The sequence below is a fragment of the Marinobacterium ramblicola genome, assembly GCF_019084545.1.
Classification (GTDB): Bacteria; Pseudomonadota; Gammaproteobacteria; order Pseudomonadales; family Balneatricaceae; genus Marinobacterium_D; species Marinobacterium_D ramblicola.
In genome coordinates this window covers 14692-30123 of sequence record NZ_JAHREP010000020.1, presented here as the reverse complement: position 1 = coordinate 30123, position 15432 = coordinate 14692, and the positions used below count along the sequence as shown (strand labels likewise).

The 15432-nt window shown below is 58.4% G+C and carries 18 protein-coding genes; 13 read left to right on the top strand and 5 right to left on the bottom strand.

Annotated elements, in window-relative coordinates; genetic code table 11:
* The first annotated feature begins 168 nt into the window (after positions 1 to 168).
* The 6 genes from KQ940_RS15480 to KQ940_RS15455 all read left to right on the top strand — a co-directional run bounded on the left by KQ940_RS15480 (position 169) and on the right by KQ940_RS15455 (position 3949).
* Positions 169 to 861 (top strand): DUF6639 family protein, encoded by a 693-nt coding sequence (locus tag KQ940_RS15480; RefSeq protein ID WP_217414641.1) that lies wholly within the window; start codon positions 169 to 171, stop codon positions 859 to 861.
* A 102-nt stretch (positions 862 to 963) separates the two neighbouring features.
* Entirely contained in the window at positions 964 to 1335 is a 372-nt protein-coding gene (locus KQ940_RS15475) for a hypothetical protein (RefSeq protein WP_217414640.1), read from the top strand.
* Positions 1336 to 1342: 7 nt separating this feature from the next.
* Positions 1343 to 1939 (top strand): Crp/Fnr family transcriptional regulator, encoded by a 597-nt coding sequence (locus tag KQ940_RS15470; protein ID WP_217414639.1) that lies wholly within the window; start codon positions 1343 to 1345, stop codon positions 1937 to 1939.
* A 60-nt stretch (positions 1940 to 1999) separates the two neighbouring features.
* A complete protein-coding gene (locus tag KQ940_RS15465) occupies positions 2000 to 2392 on the top strand; it encodes a hypothetical protein (RefSeq protein WP_217414638.1) in 393 nt (130 codons plus the stop codon).
* A gap of 138 nt (positions 2393 to 2530) precedes the next feature.
* Positions 2531 to 3637: a hypothetical protein gene (locus tag KQ940_RS15460; RefSeq protein WP_217414636.1), complete on the top strand. Its 1107-nt coding sequence runs from the start codon at positions 2531 to 2533 to the stop codon at positions 3635 to 3637.
* Between the two features lie 45 nt (positions 3638 to 3682).
* The gene (locus KQ940_RS15455; protein WP_246590116.1) at positions 3683 to 3949 is read left to right on the top strand and encodes a DUF817 family protein; all 267 of its coding nucleotides are present in this window, start codon (positions 3683 to 3685) and stop codon (positions 3947 to 3949) included.
* A 52-nt stretch (positions 3950 to 4001) separates the two neighbouring features.
* Here KQ940_RS15455 and KQ940_RS15450 read toward each other — a convergent pair whose 3' ends face one another.
* The gene (locus tag KQ940_RS15450; RefSeq protein WP_217414635.1) at positions 4002 to 4790 is read right to left on the bottom strand and encodes a helix-turn-helix domain-containing protein; all 789 of its coding nucleotides are present in this window, start codon (positions 4788 to 4790) and stop codon (positions 4002 to 4004) included.
* A 106-nt stretch (positions 4791 to 4896) separates the two neighbouring features.
* On the opposite strand from KQ940_RS15450, the gene KQ940_RS15445 reads away from it, so the two are divergent.
* The gene (locus KQ940_RS15445; RefSeq protein WP_217414634.1) at positions 4897 to 5772 is read left to right on the top strand and encodes an SMP-30/gluconolactonase/LRE family protein; all 876 of its coding nucleotides are present in this window, start codon (positions 4897 to 4899) and stop codon (positions 5770 to 5772) included.
* Here KQ940_RS15445 and KQ940_RS15440 read toward each other — a convergent pair.
* Entirely contained in the window at positions 5762 to 7039 is a 1278-nt protein-coding gene (locus KQ940_RS15440) for a BaiN/RdsA family NAD(P)/FAD-dependent oxidoreductase (protein WP_217414633.1), read from the bottom strand. The two genes, KQ940_RS15445 and KQ940_RS15440, sit on opposite strands and share 11 nt — an antisense overlap.
* 201 nt (positions 7040 to 7240) lie before the next feature.
* Between KQ940_RS15440 and KQ940_RS15435 the strand changes: the two genes are divergently transcribed.
* Positions 7241 to 7666, top strand: a complete 426-nt coding sequence (locus KQ940_RS15435) for a hypothetical protein (protein WP_217414632.1) — start codon at positions 7241 to 7243, stop codon at positions 7664 to 7666.
* A 63-nt stretch (positions 7667 to 7729) separates the two neighbouring features.
* Entirely contained in the window at positions 7730 to 8200 is a 471-nt protein-coding gene (locus KQ940_RS15430) for a GFA family protein (RefSeq protein WP_217414631.1), read from the top strand.
* 40 nt (positions 8201 to 8240) lie between these two features.
* Here the strand turns inward: KQ940_RS15430 and KQ940_RS15425 are convergent, their stop codons facing one another.
* Positions 8241 to 8822, bottom strand: coding sequence for an OsmC family protein (locus tag KQ940_RS15425; RefSeq protein ID WP_217414630.1), 582 nt, complete (start codon positions 8820 to 8822; stop codon positions 8241 to 8243).
* A gap of 139 nt (positions 8823 to 8961) precedes the next feature.
* On the opposite strand from KQ940_RS15425, the gene KQ940_RS15420 reads away from it, so the two are divergent.
* Both KQ940_RS15420 and ggt read left to right on the top strand, forming a co-directional pair.
* Positions 8962 to 9972 carry a GlxA family transcriptional regulator gene (locus KQ940_RS15420; protein ID WP_217414629.1) on the top strand — a complete coding sequence of 337 codons (1011 nt, stop codon included), beginning with the start codon at positions 8962 to 8964 and terminating at the stop codon, positions 9970 to 9972.
* Positions 9973 to 10034: 62 nt separating this feature from the next.
* On the top strand, positions 10035 to 11750 hold the full coding sequence (ggt, locus tag KQ940_RS15415) for a gamma-glutamyltransferase (protein WP_217414628.1): 1716 nt from the start codon (positions 10035 to 10037) through the stop codon (positions 11748 to 11750).
* 13 nt (positions 11751 to 11763) lie between these two features.
* Here the strand turns inward: ggt and folE2 are convergent, their stop codons facing one another.
* Positions 11764 to 12717, bottom strand: a complete 954-nt coding sequence (gene folE2, locus KQ940_RS15410; RefSeq protein WP_246590115.1) for a GTP cyclohydrolase FolE2 — start codon at positions 12715 to 12717, stop codon at positions 11764 to 11766.
* A gap of 167 nt (positions 12718 to 12884) precedes the next feature.
* Positions 12885 to 13442, bottom strand: a complete 558-nt coding sequence (locus KQ940_RS15405) for a flavodoxin (protein WP_217414627.1) — start codon at positions 13440 to 13442, stop codon at positions 12885 to 12887.
* A 249-nt stretch (positions 13443 to 13691) separates the two neighbouring features.
* Between KQ940_RS15405 and KQ940_RS15400 the strand changes: the two genes are divergently transcribed.
* Both KQ940_RS15400 and KQ940_RS15395 read left to right on the top strand, forming a co-directional pair.
* Positions 13692 to 14408: an SIMPL domain-containing protein gene (locus KQ940_RS15400; protein WP_217414626.1), complete on the top strand. Its 717-nt coding sequence runs from the start codon at positions 13692 to 13694 to the stop codon at positions 14406 to 14408.
* An 84-nt stretch (positions 14409 to 14492) separates the two neighbouring features.
* A complete protein-coding gene (locus KQ940_RS15395) occupies positions 14493 to 15431 on the top strand; it encodes a DUF808 domain-containing protein (RefSeq protein WP_217414625.1) in 939 nt (312 codons plus the stop codon).
* Position 15432: the final 1 nt, after the last annotated feature.

The following is a 15432-nucleotide window of genomic DNA, read 5'->3' as shown; positions in this document are numbered from 1 at the left end:
ATGCCCGTGATGCTGCGTAAATTTCATCTGGACGCGTTGTGCGTAACGGATGGGCATACAGTAAATTTAAGAGGGTAAGGAGATTGGCTGTCAGAACCGGCACTGCGGTTGGACAGGGCAGGGCTGCCGCTACGCTGCTCTGACCCGATATAGCCGCGAGGTGTCGTTATGGAACGCCTGTCCAGAACTCTGCAAACCACTTTGTTTTCCTTACTTGGCTCCTGTTTTACGCCGGTGTGGGCTGGGGCAGAGCACTGTTCCGATGTGCCGGTGCAGGTCCACTCGGCCCACCCCGTCGAGATGGAAGATCTCTGCCAGGGCGCGGCCTCTGCGTTGCGTTTTCTGGAAGCATATGGGGTCAAGCCAATCCGGATCATCGATATCGACATAGTGGACAGTGTTTCGGAGCACTACGGCAACAAAGCGCTGGGCAGTTACGATGTGGACAAGGGCCGTATCCTGTTGATGTCGATGCAGGAGATGACGGATACGAGGGCGGTTTCGACGCTCTATGGCCAGGCTTTCGACCGGTTGCACTATCGCAGTGTCGTGGCTCATGAAGTGGCCCACGCGCTGTTTCACCAGAACAGTCCGAAGGCGCGGCTGACCAACGCAGCCCAGGAGTATCTGGCCTACGTCACTCAGCTGGCTGTGCTGCCGGCGGAGCGACGTCAGCTGATTATCGAGCATGCCGGGGTATCGGCCTGGGAGTCGGGGGATTCGATCAGCGAGGTCTACATGGCGATGGCACCGGAGCAGTTCGCCGTTAAATCCTACCTGCACTTTAGCGGTATGACCGATCCCGCCGCGTTCGTTCGGGTGTTGCTGAACGTTAAGTGGTTCTATGTCTATGTACCCTGACGGATACTTTCCCGGATCACTTTCAGATCGTTTGCAGTAGGCGGCTGCATTCTCGGTATACTGTCCACTTCGACTCGAAGGACCTGTTTTCAAGGAGGGGAGATGCTCAGTACCGAGTTCTTGCTTACATCGTTGATCGTGGTGCTGATACCGGGTACCGGTGTGCTGTACACGCTCTCCACCGGTCTGTTTCTGGGTTTTCGTGCCAGCCTTTTCGCCGCGATCGGATGCATTGTTCTCGCCTTTCTGCCGCTGTTCGTACCGACAGGCACTGCAACGCCGATGACCCATATGCTGGTGTTGGGGCTGGTGTTCATGGTGATGACACTGCTGGGGTTCCTGTTGTACGGAGGGCTGGCCAACGGCTTCCGCCGTTATGTGCTGGGCTCGCCACGCGTCGCGAAGTATATGCAGTGCACCTTTGCCGTGACCTTTGCCGCTCTGGGCGCCAAGCTGGCGCTGGCGGAGCGTTGAGTACCTTATGGCTGGTTCAGAGTCATTGCTGGCCGAGTTTATCGATGGAGTGCTAGCCAAACAGGATGCTGTCAGGCTCGATCTTTCGGCTTTGGCGCCATGCATAAAATACCGGAGCTATCCGGCGAAGAGCACGCTGCTCAGTGCGGGTCAGCGCTGGGATAGGTTGTTTTTTATCCGCAAAGGGTTGGTGCGCCTGTATTACCTCGATGCGCAGGGCAAGGAATCGAACAAGGCGTTTTTTGCCGAGGGCGATACGCTCTGGCCGGTTGCGCCGAGGGACAGGGCTGAGCCGGTGCGGTTCAATATCGCCATGCTGGAAAATACCGAGCTTCTCGAATGTGAGTTGGCACCTCTGATGGGTGTCCTCGTGGAACAAGGATATTGGGAGCGCTTTGCGCTGCCTTTCGCCGAAAAACTGATTGAGCAAAAGTTTCAGCGCGAGCATGATTTTCTGATGCTGTCCGCAACCCGGCGTTACGACAAGTTCGTCTCCACTAACCCGGATATTGCCAACCGCATTCCTGACTATCAACTGGCCTCTTTCCTCGGTATCACCAATGTAACCCTGTCGCGAATCCGGCGCGCGATTAACAAATGTTAATGAACGATTAGGGGCATAACTGTCAGTCTGCATACCTCCAATCATTTGGGAGGTATGTTGATGAAAACGTTGGATTCGAAAGCACAGCTGGCCGTGTCGGCACTGCTTGGTTTGATTGTGTTGCACGCGATGATGCTGGTTGCGCTCTTCACCCATGCGGAGTTGTCGCCACCGGACTTTGTCGGGCCGCTGAATGCCGCCGTAATCGCGCTGCAACTGATTGCCATGCTGCTGATCTATTGCGCTAATCGGCAGCGCTATATCTGGGTGCTGCTGGCGGCATTGGTGTCTATCCCGGGTGTCGGCCCACACAAGTTTTTGTCCGAACCGGATGCGCTGCAGCTATCACCGGTTATCCTGTCGGGAACGCTGTTTATCCTGTTGCTGGCCCGTTATGGTCTTTGGGTAGGCCGTGACCGGCAGGATATACAGGCTCAGGATTCTGCGCGGTAGGATCGGGATGCCGGGTATCGAGGCCCTCAGCCTGCGTTGTACCTATTGTTCAGGACGTACAATACCGCAGCCGTTAACATTCAGACCGCCAGTCGGTAGCATGTGCGTTCCGATTCCTACGACCCAAGCCCTCTGCCCATGAATATCGAAATCCTCCTCGATCAGCCTTCCAACGAAAAGAGAAAACTCTCCGGTATGCAGCTGGAGTTCGAGCGCCTGACCAAGACATTGCAGCGGGAGCAGAAGAAGCAGCAGAAGTTCTTCGCCGAAATAGACCGGCTGTGCCGGACATACGATGAGAAGGTTCTGCCCGAAATGAAGAACAATCATGGGATGTTGCGGAAGCTGCTGTCGAGGTTGATCGATCTCTCCACGCGCAAGAGTCTGAGCCAGTGGCACCGTGAAGAGCTGGAGGAGTGGATTCATGAACTGCTGGAGCAGATCGGCCAGTACGATCACCAGGATGCCAAGGCGGCGGCCCAGATGTATATGGATCTGCAGCGGCATCATTTCGGCACACCTACCCATATACCCGATGATGAGGACGAGTTCGACCCTTTCGTCGAAGACGAACCCCGAGAAACTTCGGAGTCGCAACCAGCGGAGAAAACCGGGGATGACGACACTCAGCAGGATTTTTTCGGTTTCGACGACATTCCCGAGCCTGAACGAGCCGCGTCCGAAGAGGATGAGTATGCGGAGAACCCATTCGCCGACGCGATGCTGGAGCCGGAACCGGAGCTCGATGACAAATGGTTCAAGCGGTTATTCCGCCGTGCCGCGCAAGCCCTGCATCCGGACCGGGAACAGGATCCCGTCCGCCAGCAGGAGAAAAAGCAATTGATGAGCACGTTGCTGCAGGCGCGGGACGACAACGATATGCTGACGCTGCTGGAGCTTTATCAACAGCATGTCGACAATGATCGACTGCAGGTTCCTGAAAGTGCGCTCGAGGCGCTCTGCGATTCCATCGAGGATAAGCTGGAGCAGCTGGAGATGGAAAAACTGGGCTATCTCTATGCCAGTCCGCAGAGGCTGCGCGTGCACCACCTGCTCTATGCCGGCACGCGCAAGAAACAGCAGAAGAATCTTGAGCAACTGCTGAAGGATATCAGGCAGCTTGGCCGGGAGCTTCCCGAAATCGCACGTTCGCTGCGCAATCTGACCAGCCTGAAACAGGAGTTGGAGTGGCGTCGGGAGGTACGTTTCGAACTGATGCTGGAGCAGGGCGGGGTGTTTTTCTGACCGACTGACATTCAATCGGATGGCCGGCCAGGGCATAAGCAACCTATGGATGTAAAAACCGTTGTTCGGGCGTTCAGGGTGGTCACCCGGTACTTTCTGGTCGCGCTCTTTATCTGGTTGGCCGAAAATATCGCGACCTACGCCAATGTCTGGATCTACCCGAACCAGGTAGATGAATGGCATATGGTATCCGTTGCCAAACTGAGTTCCTGGTTTATGTTGATGCTGCTCAGTTTCGTACTGGTATCGCTGATCAATACTGTTCAGTTACGACAGGTGCGCAAGGGGCAAACAGCAGAGGCTCTGGATTAATGGGAGCATCTGCTTGAGATCTTGTTAGCCAACGTAGTGGGCAGGATCGGTGCTAGCTCGGCAGCTCCGGAATATCCAATACCCCCGACGGCGCAAAGGGGGCAATGCACAGTGTCCACTTCACGCCCTGTAGAGCATCGGCGGGCAGCAGGGCATCCTCCTGGGCGGAGTGGCGCCGGTACTTGAGCGATAGCTGGCGCAGATCCTCGCAGAAGGCGTTCAGCGTAGTATTGCTCATAAAACGGAAGTTGCTTTGGAAGGCGTAACCGGGCTGTTCGTTGTGATCCATCACATGGGCGACAAAGATCTGGTTGATCTCCTTGAGCTTCTGTTGCAATGGACCCTTCAGCGACCAGCGCACCTGGGGGCCGGTCAGCAGCCGGTAGCGGTTGTTGGCACCCAGTTCGATAAACCCCTGACGATCCAGGTCACGCAGATAGCGAAACAGACTGAGATCGCTCAAGCCCAGGCGGGCCTGGATCATCTCAGGTGTCTGGCGCTGCACCAGGCAGAGCAGGAAGGCGAAGTGTCCGGTACGGCTCGCCAGATAGGCCTCCTGCTCCGGCGTCAGCTCGGTCGCACTATCCTCCTGCCGTTGCGCCACCGCCATCAGGTCATAGACGCTGATGCCGAGCAGACTGCAGATCTGGGTCAGGCGGCTCAGGGTGCAGTCCTGCTCGCGGAACATCCGCTTGATGGTGGCCTCGGATACCCCCAACTGGTCGGCCAGTTGGCGATAGGTCATCCCCCTGGCACGCAGGGCCCGGCGCAATGCACTCAGTAGCTCCCAATTCTCGGCACGGTGCGGCTCGCTGACCGTTGAATGTTGCTCAGGGTGCATATTATTAACCTTTGTTTATCTTCGTTGTTCATAAAGCATATTGTATTTAGCCTTGTCGAGGTAGGCGTTTCGCCCGTTTGATCCATTTCTCTCGACAGGAGGTTATATGAGTGTACGCAAGGCACTGCTCGCTACCCCTTTAGCACTGCTTATCAGTTCAATGAGCCATGGCCAGACACTGGCGGCGACGGAAGCCGTTACCATTTCGGGCTTTATGCAACCGGAATCAGCCGAGCCCGATCCGCAGAATAACTATGTTTATGTCAGCAATATCGTCGGCAACCCGATGGAAGCCGATGGTGTGGGCTATATCAGCCGGGTACGTCCGGATGGCTCCGAACTGGAACTGAAATGGGTGGAGGGGCTCGACGCGCCGAAGGGGCTGGCGCTTTTTGACGGGCGGTTGTACGTGGCAGATCTGCATGAACTGGTCGTTATCGACGTTCATGAAGGACGCATCGTTGCCCGCTATCCGGCCGAACAGGGACAGATGCTAAACGGCATTGATGTGGCGGCGGATGGAACCGTTTACCTGTCGGACTTTCTCGGTAACAGCATCTATCGTCTGGAGCAGGGGGCGCTGGAGCTTTGGCTGCACGATGACAAGTTGGGCACGCCCAATGGCATTCTTGCCGATGGAGATCAACTCAAGGTGGTCACCTGGGGTGTTGGCATACAGCAGGATTTCAGCACCGACCAACCCGGCCATATCCTGAACCTGTCGACGAAGGATGGCAGTTTTGAGCCGATGCCGAATGGACCGGCGGGTAACTGGGATGGTGTCGTGCAGATCGGTGACTCGCTGGTGTTGAGTAACTGGATGACAGGAGAACTCTATCAGGTGCAGCCGGATGGCAGTGCCAGCCGGATACTGCAGTTGGAGAAGGGCAGTGCCGATCTCGGCTGGGATGAGGACTCCAACATGCTCTGGGTACCTGAAATGTGGAAAGACCGGCTGATCGGCTACCGGATCAGTCGCTAGTCCTGGTCAGCCACCGAACCAGCCCCTGACCGGCACGCTTGCCTGTGGCGAAACACGCTGTCAGCAGGTAACCGCCGGTGGGGGCCTCCCAATCCAGCATCTCGCCGGCAACGAATACGCCTGGCAGTTGATTCAGCATCAGATCGCTGTTCACGGCGTCGAAGCACACGCCGCCGGCACTGCTGATCGCCTCGTCGATCGGGCGGGTGGCGGTGGGGCGCAGCGGCATCGCTTTCAGCGCTTGGGCAATAGCATTGTCGTCATGGGTATCCAGCGCCGGGCAGCACTCTCGCAACAGGGCTGGCGCTATTGGCGGCAGGTGTAGCCGCTTGCGCAGCAGGTTGGCGAAGGAGAGTCCTTTACGCGGTTGTTTAAGCTTGGCGGTTATCGCCTCCTGGCTTAAATGCGGTAACCAGTCGAGTTGCAGCTCAGCCGGGTGCTTGGGATCGGCCAGCAGCAACAGGTCGCGCAGCGGGGCGCTGAGGGCATAGATCAGGCTACCTTCGATACCGTAACCGGTAACCAGGAACTCGCCTTTGCGCTGGATTCGGGTGCTGTTCAGGTCGGTGATCGACAGCGCGATATTCTTGATCGGCGTGCCGCCAAAGCGCTCCTGGATATACGGACTCCAGTTCATCTCGAAACCGCAGTTGCTGGGCAACAGGGGATTCAGAGTTATGCCGGCCTGTTGCAGCGGTTCGCACCAGCGGCCATCGGAGCCCAGCTTGGCCCAGCTGGCGCCGCCCAATGCCAGTATTACGGCGTCGAAGCGGCGGCAGAGTTCACCGTCGGGGGTTTCAAACTTCCAGCCCTGTTGCGGATCGTTATCGACCCAGCCGCTCCAGCGGTGGCGGGGATGGAACAGGACGCCCTGGCCGCGCAGCCGGTGCAACCAGGCGCGCAGTAACGGCGCCGCTTTCATGCCGGTGGGAAATACACGGTTGGAGCTGCCGACAAAGGTTTCGATCCCCAGTTCGTGGATCCATTGGCGAAGCTGCTGCGGCGTCATCTCATCCAGCATCGGCTGCAGAGTCTGTTGCGCCTCTCCATAACGGGTAACGAACGCATCGTAGGGTTCAGCATGGGTGATATTCATGCCGCCGATACCGGCGAGCAGAAACTTGCGTGCCACGCTGGGCTTTGCGTCGAACAGTTCAACCGGAAGACCGGCGTTGGCGATCTGCTCGGCTGCCATCAGGCCCGCAGGTCCGCCACCGATAATGGCGATGCTGGGGCGGGGTAACGGCTGACGGGGAGACGCTGACATCGAGTATCCTGGTTGCTCTGTTCGATTGGGGGAAAGCAGTGTAACCGAACGTCTTGGAATTGCGAGCGAAGTGCACGCCGCGCTCTATGAAAAAACGGCGTTCCATGGCAGAATTGGCGCGTTTTTTTATCCGCTATATTGGCGGATTTTGTGTGGTTTTTATTTACTTTCGAGTTTTTTGTCGCTTTTTCGGGTCTATCTATGAAGCAGCCGCGTTTATTCCTCCCCTCCATATTGTGCCTCCGCGCAAAACTGTTGATGTTTGTGCTGTTGGCACCGCTCTTGTTAAGTGCATGTAGCTCCCAGTCGATGATAGGGCGCACATTTATCAGCGATTCCTATGCAACCGGTTTCCATGATGGTCGACACAGCGGACTTAAAAAAGGCGGTAACGCTTCGGAATCCATCATCAAAGACCTGACACGCTTCGCCGAGGACGAGGAGTATCGCAGCGGCTGGCTGGCGGGTGAGCAGGAGGGGATGAGGATTGAAAAGGAGCTGCGCGCCAGCAAGGGTGTGGTGAGTAGCAACAAGCCGAAAAAAGAGGTTGAGAAACCCCCTCGCGACAATAAAACTGTGGATCCTGAACTGATTCAGGATATGCAGACGTCAAAGCTGAAATTCTGAGTCGCCGAGCCTGATCCGCATCGACCGTCTAGAGTTAGATCACTAACCGACGGGAGGTGCAACATGTTGCTTCAAGGTTCCTGCCATTGCGGTGCGGTGCGATTCGAGGTGGAGTCGCCGCACCCCTATCCCTATAACCTCTGTTACTGTTCGATCTGCCGCAAGACTGCCGGCGGTGGCGGTTTCGCCATCAACCTGGGCGCGTTGTCGGAGACATTGACGGTGGAGGGGATCGAAAATATCAGCATCTACCATGCGCGGATCGACGGTGAGAAGAGCAACGCCGAGCGCCACTTCTGCTCCCATTGCGGCAGCGCACTCTGGGTTTACGATAGCCGCTGGCCGGAGCTGATCCATCCTCATGCATCCGCTATCGATACCGAACTGCCGAAGCCGCCTCAGCGCGTCCACCTGATGTTGGGCAGCAAGGCGTCCTGGGTGGAGCTTCATGCGGACGATGGCGATCAGATGTTTGACGAGTATCCGGAGGAGAGTTTGGCGCAGTGGCATGAGCGGTACGGACTGACCTGCTAAAGAGAGGGTACCGGCCAGTCGCCGATACCCCTGGTCTGAATCAGGCCGCCGATACCTGGGCAACCTTACCCCGTTCCAGTACCACGTTCACCGGGCGACAGACGGTATTGCACACCGGTGAATGTTCGCGGGCAAATGCCAGCAGGTCGTCCAGCTCCTGGTCACTGCAGTCTGCCTTGATATCCATCCGGATGCGGATGTTGCGATAACCCGCGTACACATCTGGATCCAGGTCCAGCAAACCCTGCAGGTCGATATCGCCCTCCAGTTCGGTGGCAATTGAATCGATAGTGATGCCTCGGGCAGTCGCGTGCAGCACCGTCGTGGTAGTCACACAGCCCGCCAGTGCGTGGAGCAGGAACTCGACCGGGTTGGCGCCCTCGTTGTTTCCCAGCAGTACCGGCGGCTCGCCGTTGGTGAAAACAAACGGGGTGGTTCTTGACGTATCTTCGGCTCCGGCGCCATAGAACCCCTTGATAGTGGAGCGGTTGGCGCCGCCGTTGATCCAGCGGTTAGAGGCACGGAAGCGAAACTGTGCCAGACTGGGATCGGCGCTGAGCGCACCTACGGTCTCGGTCATCTGCTCCAGGTTCAGGCCGTTGCGGGTTGTCATGGTGTTCATGGTGTACCTCGTTTTTATCGGTGGGTTTCTATAATCAGCACAGGGTCAGATTAAGGTTTGGCCTGATTGCCGATCAGCAGCATTCAGGTCATCAGCGGTTCATTCGTGCCACTAAGTGATCTGGGAGAGGCAGGCGGGGGTGAAAAAACTCACCGAAGTGTTGATTCTGGCGGTTCCCGAAACCGCAGGCTCAGCGTTGTACGGCATGGTCGATGTATTGGCCGCGGCGGGTAACCTTTGGCAGACGCTGACAGAAGATGCGGAACCCGAGCGTCTGTTTCGGCTGCGTATTGTTTCCAGCAGCGACCGCCCCTTTGTCTGCGGTAACGGCATACCGGTAACGCCGGACTGTTCGATCCATTCGGCACCCCGGGCAGATATCGTGATCCTGCCCGAGCTATGGTTCGAACCGCAGCAATCCTTTCAGGGGCTGTATCCCGAGATCATGCTCTGGCTGCGGGAGCGTCATCGGGCTGGAAGTGCTATCTACTCGGCCTGCTCCGGTGCACTTATGTTGGCCGAAAGCGGGCTGTTGAACGGCTGCCGTGCCACTTCGCACTGGGGCTACCAGGGGCTGTTTCAGCGTGATTATCCGCAGATAGAGTTCATGCCCGAACCGAACCTGGTGTTTGCCGATCCGGCCGGTCGCATCGTGACGGCGGGAGGCACCACCTCCTGGCATGATCTGGCGCTGCATATCATCGCGCGTTACGCCAGCCCCGGTGAGGCGCTACGCATCGCCAAGGTGTATCTGCTGAAGTGGCATGGCGAGGGGCAGATACCCTTTGCGCCTCTGGTAAAGCGGCAACCGCATGCGGATTCCGTTGTCAGGCGCGCGGAAGACTGGCTTGGCGAGCATTACCGGGAGGAGGGCGCGATCGCGACGCTGGTACGTGACAGTGGCGTGGCGGAGCGCACCCTCAAGCGCCGCTTTCGCAACGCAACGGGCAGCTCGCTCATCGAGTATCTGCAGAACCTTCGGGTTGAGGCGGCCAAGCGCCTGCTGGAACAGACCCGCCTGGCGATAGACGAGATCAGTGTCGACGTGGGATACGAAGACGCCTCGTTCTTCAGGCGTCTGTTCAAACGCACCACCGGCTTGGCACCTAGCGAGTACCGACGCATGTTTCAGCCGGTGGCGATGGCCTGAACCCTCACCTAGACTGCCTTTACTGTTTTCTATTCCCCCCGACTTACCAAAAGGAGATCGGTATGTTCGCGTTACCCAGGGTTGTGACTTTTCTCTCCATACTGACATTCGCTATTACAAGCTCGGCACAGTCGATCCTCGAGGGCGACCGTAGTGTCCCTGTGGAGGCGCGCAACGGCATGGTGGTGACCAGCCACTATCTGGCCACCGACGAAGCGCTGAAGGTGCTGGAATCGGGCGGCAATGCGGTCGATGCGGCGGTTACCGCGGCCTTTGCGCTGGCGGTGACCCAGCCGCGCTCCGGTAACATCGGCGGTGGCGGTTTCATGCTGGTGTCGTCGGAGAAAGCCGGTGAGGTGCAGGCCATCGATTACCGCGAGAAGGCGCCGGCGGCGGCCACGCGGGATATGTATCTCGATGAGCAGGGCGAAGTGGACCAGAAGCTCAGCCGCTTCTCCCACAAGGCGGCCGGTGTGCCCGGAACCGTCGCCGGTCTGGCGCTGGCACTGGAAAAGTACGGCACCATCTCGTTGGAAGAGGCGTTGGCCCCGGCGATCAGGTTGGCCGAGAAGGGCTTTGTCGTGCCGCCGCGCTTCAGCGAGGGGATCCGCGAACGGTCGGCGCTGCTGGGGCAGTTCGAGTCGAGCCGCAAGGTGTTCTTCAAGCCGGACGGCACCTTCTACGAGCCGGGTGATCTGTTCGTGCAGAAGGATCTGGCGGCGACGCTGAAAAGGATCGCCAAGCAGGGGGTAAAGGGGTTCTACGAGGGTGAAACGGCCGATCTGATCGTTGCCGAGATGCAACGCGGTGGTGGCCTGATCACCCTCGATGACCTGAAAAACTACCAGCCGGAGATCCGCCAGCCGGTACACGGCACCTACCGTGGTTACGATATCTACTCCATGAGCCCGCCCAGTTCCGGCGGTACCCACGTGGTGCAGATCCTTAATATCCTCGAGGGCTATCCGCTGGCCGAGAGCGGCCTGAACTCCGCCAAAACCATCCACCTGATGGCCGAAGCGATGAAGCTCGCCTACGCCGACCGTTCCGAGTTCCTGGGCGATACCGATTTCGTCAAGGTCCCACTGAAGGGGCTCACCTCCAAGGAGTATGCCGAAGAGCTGCGTGCGCAGATCGACCCGGACAAGGCCACCCCCAGCGCCGAGATCCGCCCCGGCAATCCGGCACCCTACGAGAGCAACGAGACCACCCACTTCTCCATCGTCGATAAGTACGGCAACGCGGTCTCCAACACCTACACCATCAACTTCAGCTACGGCTCCCATATCGTCGTCGACGGCGCCGGCTTCCTGCTCAACAATGAGATGGACGACTTCAGCGCCAAGCCGGGGGTGCCCAACGCCTACGGCCTGATCGGCGGCGAGGCGAACAAGATCGAGCCGAACAAGCGGATGCTCAGCTCCATGTCGCCGACCATTGTGAAGAAGGATGGCAAGAACTTCATCGTCACCGGCAGCCCCGGCGGCTCACGCATCATCACCACCACGCTGCAGGTGTTGCTCAACGTCATCGACCACCAGCTGAATATCCAGGCCGCGGTCAACGCGCCACGCATCCACCACCAGTGGCTGCCGGACGAAATCCGAATTGAGCAGGGGATCAGCCCCGATACCATCGCCCTGCTGCGCGGCATGGGCCACACCGTGGAACAGAAAGCGGCTATGGGCGCGATCCAGTCGATCATGGTCGGCGAGGATGGCGTGTTCTACGGTGGGGCCGACCCACGCCGCAGCACCTCGTCGGCGAAGGGGTACTGATCAGCGCTTTACTTTAGGTCGATAGTTCCGGTCGATAGCCGCCGGATACCCCGGCGGTAGCGACCGCCACCGCATCGTGGGCGTGCAGGCTCTCCTGATGTTCGACGCGGATCCAGAAGTCGTCAATCGCCGCCTGTGCGGTGAGCGCCTGCTTGATGCGTCGGGCGGCATCTTCGCAGAACATCAGATTGCTGCCGTTCAGCCGTGCGAACGCCTGCTCGTCTTCGCGCTTGACCGCGGTCTGTACCGGCGTGCCGAGGGCACTCTCGACGGTCTCTATGATCGCCTCGACGGCAAATGCCGGCGCATCGGCCGCCAACCGCAGCCGTAGCCGCGCCCAGGAGCGCTGACTGTGCGGCGTTGCCAGCGAACCTTGGCTCAGCAGCCACTGCCGCATCTCGTCCATCGTCAGTCGCGTGCGCCCTGCGAAGTCGTCATCGAGCGCCTCGGTCAGTAACTGACGCGAGAGAGATGCCGAGCAGGGGCAGGTGCTGGAGTAGGGGATCGCCAGCTCCAGCTCGACGCTTGGTCTGCCGCCGCGCAGTTCGGCATGAATAGCGGCCGGATAGCTCTTCCAACCCCGGTGCTTGCTTTTCAGCGCAGCTCTTCGGGACAGATACTGAAAACGGATCGCCAGCCCTGCCGCCAGGCTTATCTCACCGTGCGACGACAGCTGTCTGTGTAGAAACTCGCAGAGGGTATCAGGGGCAAGCGGTGCCTCCTCTACCAGGCTCTCCAGCAGCAGATAGAGCCGCGACATGTGGATCCCCTTCACCTCGGGCTTGGCGATATCGACGTGGATATCGGCGCTGCCCTGGCAGGCGATCGGGCCGCGTTGCGACTCCAACAACTGAAAAGGCAGGGCCAGACCGGACATGCCGACCCAATCCAGCGCGGTTGGGATGGTGGCTCTATCGGTTGTGGCGATATCGGGCATCAGAGCGTGACTGGAGCAATATGTATTCATCTGTACTCGGCGTGATCTCATGTTTTGTTATGTTATAAAGTAACAAAACGATGTTGGCAAAGTACAGCGCGAAGTGAACCAACCTGGCGTTTGGGATGGCTCATGATCTGGCGATGAGTTTCACTGCCGACGGCGGAAGACCTCCGACCAGTAAGGTAGAGAGGAGCTCAAGCCACATTCGACAACTTGTCGACCAGCTGCGGCTTGATCTGCTCGATCCAGGTATTCAAGCGCTCGTCGGTCAGCATCCCCTGGGTGCGCTGATCGATCACCAGACCGACGAAGCGATCGCCGATGGCAGAAGCGGAGTAGTCGAAGGTATAGCCTTCGGTGCTCCATTCGCCGATCAACTCGGCACCTAACATGGCGAAGGTTGTGTACAGTGCCATCAAAGAACTGGCAAAACGATCTGAGTAGCGCTCCTGCGCACCCAAGCCGAAAAACGTGATCCGCTTGCCGCCCATATCCGGTTTGCCCAGTAGCGCGAGGAACTCACTCCAGTTGGGCTCGAAGCAGCCGGAGACCCCGCTACCCGGAATGTCCCCCTCACCATAACTGGGCGTTCCGAGAATCAATGCGTCATATTTGAGCATCTCGGCGGGCGCGATGCGGTTCACGTTGAGCGGCTTATCGGCGATCCCGTCACCCAGCAGCTTGTAGATCTTCTTCGCGATCAGCCGGGTAGTGCCGGTCTCAGTACCGAAAAAAATCCCTATTTTACTCATGGGTTTACACCTTTCTGTATGAAACCTGACAGGGTGCGGCACGCATCCACAGCACAGCGGTGTCGGCGTTTGTCGGGCTTGTGATAAAAAACGCGAATGTGAACAGGAAACTGCAACGGCTATACCAAACTGTCGTGCCGCTTGCTGGACACCGGCTTAGCGATTAACGTGGGTCGAATAAAGGGATGGGCTGGAACCCTTATATGTGGGTGCTGTCAGCGTTCAAGGTAATGATCGATAGGGAGTGTTATGGCCGATAGTAAATTCAGTGCGTCTATTCTAGGCGTATTCCTTCTGGCGGCAGCGGCGGTATTGGGCTTTCAGCTCAGTGATGCCGCGATCCGATTCAAACAGCTGGATCGCAGTGTGACGGTCAAGGGGCTGGCCGAGCGGGAGTATCCGGCCGATGTGGTGATCTGGCCGATTCAGTACACGGTGGCCGGCAACAACCTGGAGCAGTTGTATGCCGAACTGGATCGGCAGGCGGAGAGTATCCGTGCCTTTCTGCTGCTGGGCGGGGTCGAGCCGGATGAGATCAGCGATTCGCCACCTTCGATCACCGACAAGTCGGCGCAGCAGTATGGGGATAACAGCGGTGCCGAGTTTCGCTATACGGCGCAGAGAACCGTCACTGTGTACTCCACCGATATCGAGCGGGTGCGCTCGGTGATGCAGGGTGTGTCGCAGCTGGGCCGCCAGGGCATCGTACTCAGCGGTAACGAATACCAGTCGAAGCCGGAATACCTGTTTACCCGCCTGAACGAGGTCAAACCCGAGATGATCGAGGAGGCGACGCGCAATGCGCGCGAGGTGGCGCAGAAGTTCGCGTCCGATTCCGAGAGCCGCCTGGGCAAGATCCGCAAAGCCGCGCAGGGCCAGTTCTCGATCACCGACCGTGACAAGAACAATCCTCATATCAAGCAGATCAGAGTGGTATCGACGGTCGAGTATTATCTTGCGGATTGAGTAGTCGATTAACCCGTAAATCGCCGGTGTAGAGCGCGTCTGCGCCGGAACCGGAAAACGGATCGAAATTAAAAGGAGAAGGATTTGGCCGGTACCAGCTTGTTAGCACTGATAGACGATATCGCCACGCTGTTGGACGATATTGCGCTGATGTCGAAGATGGCGGCGAAGAAGACCGCCGGGGTGCTGGGCGATGATCTGGCATTGAATGCCGAGCAGGTGTCCGGCGTTAAAGCCGATCGTGAACTGCCGGTGGTCTGGGCGGTGTTCAAGGGCTCGGTGTTGAACAAGCTGATCCTGGTGCCGGCGGCGCTGCTGATCTCCGCCATTGCGCCCTGGTTGATCACGCCGTTGTTGATGATCGGTGGTGCCTATCTCTGCTTTGAGGGGTTCGAGAAGGTGCTGCACAGCATCAAGCCGGACAAACAGGCACACAAACGGGAACTGGAGGCGGTGGCGGATCCCAAGGTGGATCTACTGGCGTTTGAGAAAACCAAGATCAAAGGGGCCATACGCACCGATTTTATCCTCTCGGCAGAGATCGTGGTGATTGCGCTGGGCACGGTGCAGAGTGCCGCTTTCGGAGTGCAGGTGGCGGTCGTTTCCTCGATTGCGCTGCTGATGACCGTCGGGGTGTATGCGCTGGTGGCGGGTATCGTCAAGCTCGACGATGCCGGACTCTATCTGTCCGCTAACGGGAAGGCCGGTATCGGAGCAGCCTTCGGGCGCGGTCTGTTGCGTCTGGCACCCTGGCTGATGAAAACGCTGTCGGTGGTCGGCACCGCCGCGATGTTCCTGGTCGGCGGCGGCATACTGCTGCACGGTATCCCCGGTTCCCATGACTGGCTGCACCATCTGGCCGAATCGGCGGGTAGCCTGCCGGCGGTGGGCGTGATCATCCATGGCACCGTACCGACGCTGATCAACGCCCTGGCAGGTATCGTCGCTGGCGCGGTCGTGTTTGCGGTGGTGGAATATCTGGTTCATCCGCTGCTTCAGCGTGCGGACAACTCAGAGGAGTAAA